Below are 5,992 nucleotides of genomic sequence, written 5' to 3' on the forward strand. Positions count from 1 at the left end.
GCCGGGGGCTGCTGCGGGGCGGCGGGCGTCGCGGCGGCCATGGGTCCTGCGAGGTCCGCGAGGTACTCGGCGTCGGTGGTGTGCGCCTGGGAGGCGCCGTCGCCCTGGGCCAGGCCGCCGAGCTCGTCGGCGGGCGCCCGGCCGTGCAGGGTCTGGCGGCCGCGGCCGACCGCCTCCAGGGTCTTGGCGAGGACCGCCTCGAAGGCGCCGAGCTTGGCGTCCACGTACGCGTCGGCGTCCCGGCGCAGCGTCTCCGGGTCGTGGCTGCGCTCCGGGGCGTCCTCGTCCTCGTAGCCCTGCTCGTCGAGGCCGGGTCCGGTGCCGAGGAGCTTCTCGCGGCCGCGGCCGACCGAGCCGAGGGTCTTGGTGAGGACGACCTCGAAGTTGGCGAGTTTGCTGTCCACGTAGTCGTCGGCCTCGACGCGGACCTCTTCGGCGGCCTGGCGGGCCTCGGCGAGGATGCGGGACGCCTCGCCCTGGGAGTTGCGGGCGACCTCCGTGTCGGAGATCAGCGAGCCGCGTTCGGCGTGCGCGGTCTCGATGATCCGCTCGGCCTCCTGGCGGGCCTGCTCGACCAGCTGCTCACGCCCGCCGATCAGCTCCTGGGCCTGGGCGAGGGAGCCGGGCAGGGCGCGCCGCACCTCTTCGAGCATCGAGAGCAGATCGGCGCGGTTGACCACGCACGAGGCCGACATCGGCATGGACCGGGCGCTGCCGATCGCCTCGACGATCTCGTCGATCTTCTTCTGCACGTCCACCGTGTGCTCGCCACTCTCTACAGCTTGTTGGGAGACGGACGGGAAGACTGTAGCCCCTGATCAGCCTTTGGCGAGGCGCTTGTTGAGGGCTTCGAACACCAGCGGGGGCACCAGGTGCGCGACGTCGCCGCCCCATGCCGCGACCTCCTTGACGAGCGAGGAGGACAGGAAGCTGTAGGTGGGGTTGGTGGGCACGAACAGCGTCTCGACGCCCGAGAGGCCGTTGTTCATCTGGGCCATCTGCAGTTCGTAGTCGAAGTCGCTGACCGCGCGCAGGCCCTTGACGATGGCCGGGATGTCCCGCTGCTTGCAGAAGTCGACGAGGAGGCCGTGGAAGGCCTCGACCTCGACGTTCCCGAAGTCGGCGGTGACCTCACGGATCATCTCGATCCGCTCCTCGACGGAGAAGAGGCCCTTCTTCGACTGATTGATCATCACCGCGACGTGCACCACGTCGTACAGCTTGGAAGCACGGGCGATGATGTCGAGGTGTCCATTGGTGATGGGGTCGAATGACCCCGGACAGACGGCGCGGCGCAACTGAAGTCCCTCGCTCTCCGGTCCGGTCATGGCGCGATCACTGAGTCGTCGCACGTAGAGGCGGCGCGACCGTACCAAAACGTGCCTTCGCCGTAGCGACGGGACCTCAGCGCTTCGAAGCCGTCGGGCCAGCCGAATTCTCCGCCTCTGGTACTGCGTTCAACGGTGACGAGCGCATCGTCCGTGAGCCAGCCTTCCGCGCGGAGTGTGAGCAGGATCTCGCGAAGATCGTCATCGGTCACGGCGTACGGAGGGTCGAGAAACACCAGGTCGTACGGGGCCGTTGGCGTTCCACCCTGGATGATCTGGGTGGCTTTGCCCGCCCTGACCTCGGCGCCGGGCAGGCCGATCGACTTCACGTTCTCCCTGATGGTGCGCACCGCGCGGGCGTCCGCCTCGACGAGCAGGGTGTGGGCTGCGCCCCGGGAGAGCGCTTCGAGGCCGACGGCGCCGGACCCGGCGTACAGGTCGAGGACGCGTGCGCCGTCGAGCGTGCCCTGGAAGGCCTGCCAGGTGGAGAACAGGCCCTCGCGCGCACGGTCCGACGTGGGCCGTGTGCCGTTTCCTGGCGGGACGGCGAGGCGGCGTCCGCCGGCCGTACCGGCGATCACGCGGGTCATCTGAGTCCTTGTCGGTGTACGTACGGGATGGTGCCGTCCCAGTGTCTCAGCCGACGCCCCATGACCGCCGCTCAGCCCTTGTCGAGGTACTGCTCGCGCTCGGCGTCGAGCAGGGCGTCCAGTGCGGTGCGCAGCGCGGGCAGGTGCTCCAGGTCCGGGTCCTTGGAGACGACCGCGGCGGCCTCCTCGCGGGCCTCGGCGATGATCTCCTCGTCCTCGATGACGGCGAGCATGCGCAGGCTGGAGCGGACACCGGACTGCGCCTGGCCAAGGACGTCGCCCTCGCGGCGCTGCTCCAGGTCGATGCGGGAGAGCTCGAAGCCGTCGAGCGTCGCGGCGACGGCGCCCAGGCGGGCGCGGGCCGGGCTCGCCTCGGGCATGTCGGTGACCAGGAGGCACAGACCCGGGGCCGAGCCTCGGCCGACGCGGCCGCGCAGCTGGTGCAGCTGGGATACGCCGAAGCGGTCCGCGTCCATGATCACCATCGCGGTGGCGTTCGGGACGTTCACGCCGACCTCGATGACCGTCGTCGCGACCAGGACCTGTGTCTCGCCGGCGGCGAAGCGGCGCATCACCGCGTCCTTGTCGTCGGGCTGCATCCGGCCGTGCAGGATCTCGACCTTGAGGCCTTGGAGCGGTCCCTGGGCGAGCTGCTCGGCGACCTCGACGACGGCGAGCGGGGGCCGCTTCTCCGCCTCGTCCTCGGCGGACTTCTTCTTGGCGCTCTTCTTCGGATCGTCTTCCTCGTCGCCGATGCGCGGGCAGACCACGTACGCCTGATGGCCGTTCTCCACCTCCTCGCGCACGCGCTCCCACGCGCGGGCGAGGAAGTGGGGCTTCTCCTCGGCGGGGACGACATGGCTGGCGATCGGCGAACGGCCCGCCGGGAGCTGATCGAGGACCGAGGTCTCCAGGTCGCCGAAGACCGTCATCGCGACCGTGCGCGGAATGGGCGTGGCCGTCATGACCAGGAGGTGCGGAGGCTGTTTGCCCTTGCCGCGCAGGGCGTCGCGCTGCTCGACTCCGAAGCGGTGCTGTTCGTCGACGACGACCAGGCCCAGGTCGTGGAACTGGACCTTGTCCTCGATCAGCGCGTGCGTGCCGATGACGATCCCGGCCTCTGCGGTGACCAGGTCGAGCAGGGCCTGGCGGCGGGCGGCCGCGCCCATGGAGCCGGTGAGCAGCGTGACCTTGGTGGCCTGCTCGGAGCCGCCGAGCATGCCGCCCTCGGCCAGCTCGCCCATCATCTCGACGATCGAGCGGTGGTGCTGCTGGGCGAGGACTTCGGTGGGCGCGAGCATCGCGGCCTGGCCGCCCGCGTCGACGACGGCGAGCATGGCGCGCAGGGCGACCATGGTCTTGCCGCTGCCGACCTCTCCCTGGAGCAGGCGGTGCATCGGGTGCTCGGTCGCCAGGTCGTCGAAGATCTCCTTGGAGACCTTCTCCTGGCCCTCGGTGAGCGTGAAGGGCAGCTTGGCGTCGAAGGCGTCGAGCAGGCCGCCCTCGCTCGGCCTGCGGGCGATCGCGGGCAGTTGCGCGTCCGCGTACCGCCGCCTGGCCAGGGCGACCTGGAGGACGAAGGCCTCGTCCCACTTCAGGCGGTCGCGGGCGGCGGCGATGTCCGCCTTGGTGTGCGGCCGGTGGATCTTCAGGAGCGCTTCGGGGAGCGGGATGAGCCCCCGGCCGTCCCGGAGGGCGGGCGGCAGCGGATCGGCGGCCTCCTGGGCGCTGGGCAGCACCGCGTCCACCGACTTGGCGATCTTCCAGGACTCCAGCTTGGCGGTGGCCGGATAGATCGGGATGAGCGCGCCCGCCCAGGAGCCGACCGCGTCGACCGCGTCGTCTGTGTCGCCCCGCAGCAGTTCGTACGCGGGATGGGCGAGCTGCATCTTGCGGTTGAAGAGGGACACCTTGCCCGCGAACATCGCGCGCGTGCCCGGCAGCAGGTCCTTGTGCGGCTTGTGGATGCCCCGGCCGAAGAAGACCAGCTGGAGCTGGCCGCTGCCGTCGGTGATCGTCACCTCGAGGCGCTGGCCGCTGCCCCCGTTGAACCTCAGGACGCGGGCGGTCGCGACCTGGGCGACCACCGTGACGTGCTCGTCAAGGGGCAGTTCGGCGAGGCGCGTGAGCTCGCCCCGCTCCGCGTACCTGCGCGGGTAGTGGTGCAGCAGGTCGCCGACGGTGTGCAGGTCGAGGTGCTCGGCCATCACCTTCGCGGTGGGAGGACCGACCACTTTCTTCAGGGGTTCTTCGAGCGCGGGCACGAGATCCATTGCACACCACGCCACTGACAATCCGGCGTACGTCCCCCGAATCCGCCTCCGCCAAGGGGCGCCGCGGGCCGGCTACTCGACGCCGATCAGCAGCAAGGCCGACTGGCGTCCGCCGCGGTAGACCACCGTGTCGACGGCGAGATGGGCCTCGCGCACATGCTTCTCCAGCTCGTCGGCGAGGCTGTCGGGCACGTTCTCGCCGAGCACCAGCGTGACCATCTCGCCGCCCGCGGCCAGCATCCGGTCCAGGACGGTCCGCGCGGTGCGGGTCGTCTCGTCGCCGATCACCGCGACATCGCCGTCGATCAGGCCGAGGACGTCCCCGGCCTGGCAGATGCCGGCCATGGTCCACGACTGCCGCTCGGCGACGGCCAGTTCGCCGTACCGGGTCGCGCCGGCCGCCGAGGTCATGGCGACGACGTCCTCGTCGAAGCGGCGGTCGGGTTCGTGCACGGCCAGGGCCGCGATGCCCTGGACCGCGGAGCGGGTGGGGATCAGCGCGACGCGTACGCCCTCCGTACGGGCCTGCTCGGCGGCGGCCGCCGCGGTGTGCCGCAGCTCGGCGTCGTTCGGCAGGAGCACCACCTCGCGCGCGTGGGCCCGCCGGATCGCCTCCACGAGCTCCCCGCTGGCGGGCGGCTCCCCGGGGCGTGTGAGCACCGTGGTCGCCCCGGCCTCCGTGTAGAGACCCGCGAGCCCCTCGCCCGGTACGACGGCGACGATCGCGCGCTGCGTACGTTCCCGCTCCCCGGGCGACTGCGCGGCACCGGCGGTGTGCGCGTCGCCCGCTCCGAAGTGGGTGATGCGGATGCGGTGCGGCCGCCCCGCCTCGACGCCCGCCTCGACCGCCGCCCCCGCGTCGTCCACATGGACGTGGACGTTCCACAGCCCGTCGCCCCCGACGACGACGAGCGAGTCCCCGAGCCCGTCGAGCCGCGTGCGCAACCGCCCGACCGCAGTGTCGTCCGCCTCCAGGAGGTAGATCACCTCGAAGGCGGGGCCCGCCTCGTCGGCCGCCGTGTCCGCGCACTCGACGGGCTCCACGCGCGCGTGCCCGCTCCCGGCCGCCTTCAGGAGCACCGTCTCCCCGGAGAGGGCGCCGACCAGTGCCCCAAGGACCGCCACGAGCCCGCGCCCGCCGGCGTCGACCACTCCGGCGCGGCCGAGCACCGCGAGCTGCCCGGTCGTCGCGTCCAGCGCCCGGCAGGCACCGTCGTACGCGGCCCGCGCCACCGCCCCGCAGTCGCCGCCCACGCCGGATGCCGCGTCCGCCGCCGCGGTGGCCACCGTGAGGACGGTGCCCTCGACGGGGTGCGCGACCGCTTGGTAGGCGGATTCGGCGGCCCGCCGCAGCGCGGCCGCCAGCCTCGGCCCGTCCGCGTGATCCGGGTCACGGTGGTCCCCCGCGTCGGCACCGAGCACCTGGGCCATCCCCCGCAGCAATTGCGAAAGGATCGTGCCCGAGTTGCCGCGGGCCCCTATCAGGGCGCCGTGCGCCATCGCCCGCATGGCCTCGGCCAGCGAGGGGCGGGCGGGCTCCAGGCCCGTGAACACCGCGTCGACCGCGCGGGACGCCGATTCCACGGTCAGATAGAGGTTGGTTCCGGTGTCCCCGTCCGCGACGGGGTAGACGTTGATCGCGTCGATCTCCTCGCGGGCCCTTCCCAGGGTGTCCAGGGCGAGGCGGCACCAGGCTCGCACCGCGACGGCGTCGACGTTCTGCGGCACCTGCTGGCCTCCTCTAAGGCATCCGGAATGGACGCAGCGTAGACCCGGACGGCGGGCGGGCCGGGGGTGGGCC

The 5,992-nt window shown here is 72.0% G+C and carries 5 protein-coding genes; all 5 read right to left on the reverse strand.

What is annotated here, in order from left to right; genetic code table 11:
- Positions 1–758 (reverse strand): cell division initiation protein (locus E2651_RS40415; RefSeq protein ID WP_135336258.1); only part of this gene is annotated, 758 nt, incomplete at its 3' end.
- A gap of 60 nt (positions 759–818) precedes the next feature.
- Positions 819–1,298 carry a pantetheine-phosphate adenylyltransferase gene (gene coaD / locus E2651_RS40420; RefSeq protein ID WP_209446377.1) on the reverse strand — a complete coding sequence of 160 codons (480 nt, stop codon included), beginning with the start codon at positions 1,296–1,298 and terminating at the stop codon, positions 819–821.
- Between the two features lie 26 nt (positions 1,299–1,324).
- Entirely contained in the window at positions 1,325–1,918 is a 594-nt protein-coding gene (rsmD, locus tag E2651_RS40425) for a 16S rRNA (guanine(966)-N(2))-methyltransferase RsmD (protein ID WP_135336260.1), read from the reverse strand.
- A 71-nt stretch (positions 1,919–1,989) separates the two neighbouring features.
- The gene (gene recG / locus E2651_RS40430; protein WP_135336261.1) at positions 1,990–4,191 is read right to left on the reverse strand and encodes an ATP-dependent DNA helicase RecG; all 2,202 of its coding nucleotides are present in this window, start codon (positions 4,189–4,191) and stop codon (positions 1,990–1,992) included.
- 72 nt (positions 4,192–4,263) lie between these two features.
- Positions 4,264–5,919, reverse strand: a complete 1,656-nt coding sequence (locus tag E2651_RS40435; protein ID WP_135336262.1) for a DAK2 domain-containing protein — start codon at positions 5,917–5,919, stop codon at positions 4,264–4,266.
- Positions 5,920–5,992: the final 73 nt, after the last annotated feature.

This window comes from Streptomyces sp. MZ04 (assembly GCF_004684775.1).
In the GTDB taxonomy this organism is placed as follows: Bacteria; Actinomycetota; Actinomycetes; order Streptomycetales; family Streptomycetaceae; genus Streptomyces.

Bases quoted from the DNA above. Each gene is read 5' to 3' on its own strand.
- rsmD (WP_135336260.1), bottom strand. From the start codon at position 1,918: ATGACCCGCGTGATCGCCGGTACGGCCGGCGGACGCCGCCTCGCCGTC.
- recG (WP_135336261.1), bottom strand. From the start codon at position 4,191: ATGGATCTCGTGCCCGCGCTCGAAGAACCCCTGAAGAAAGTGGTCGGT.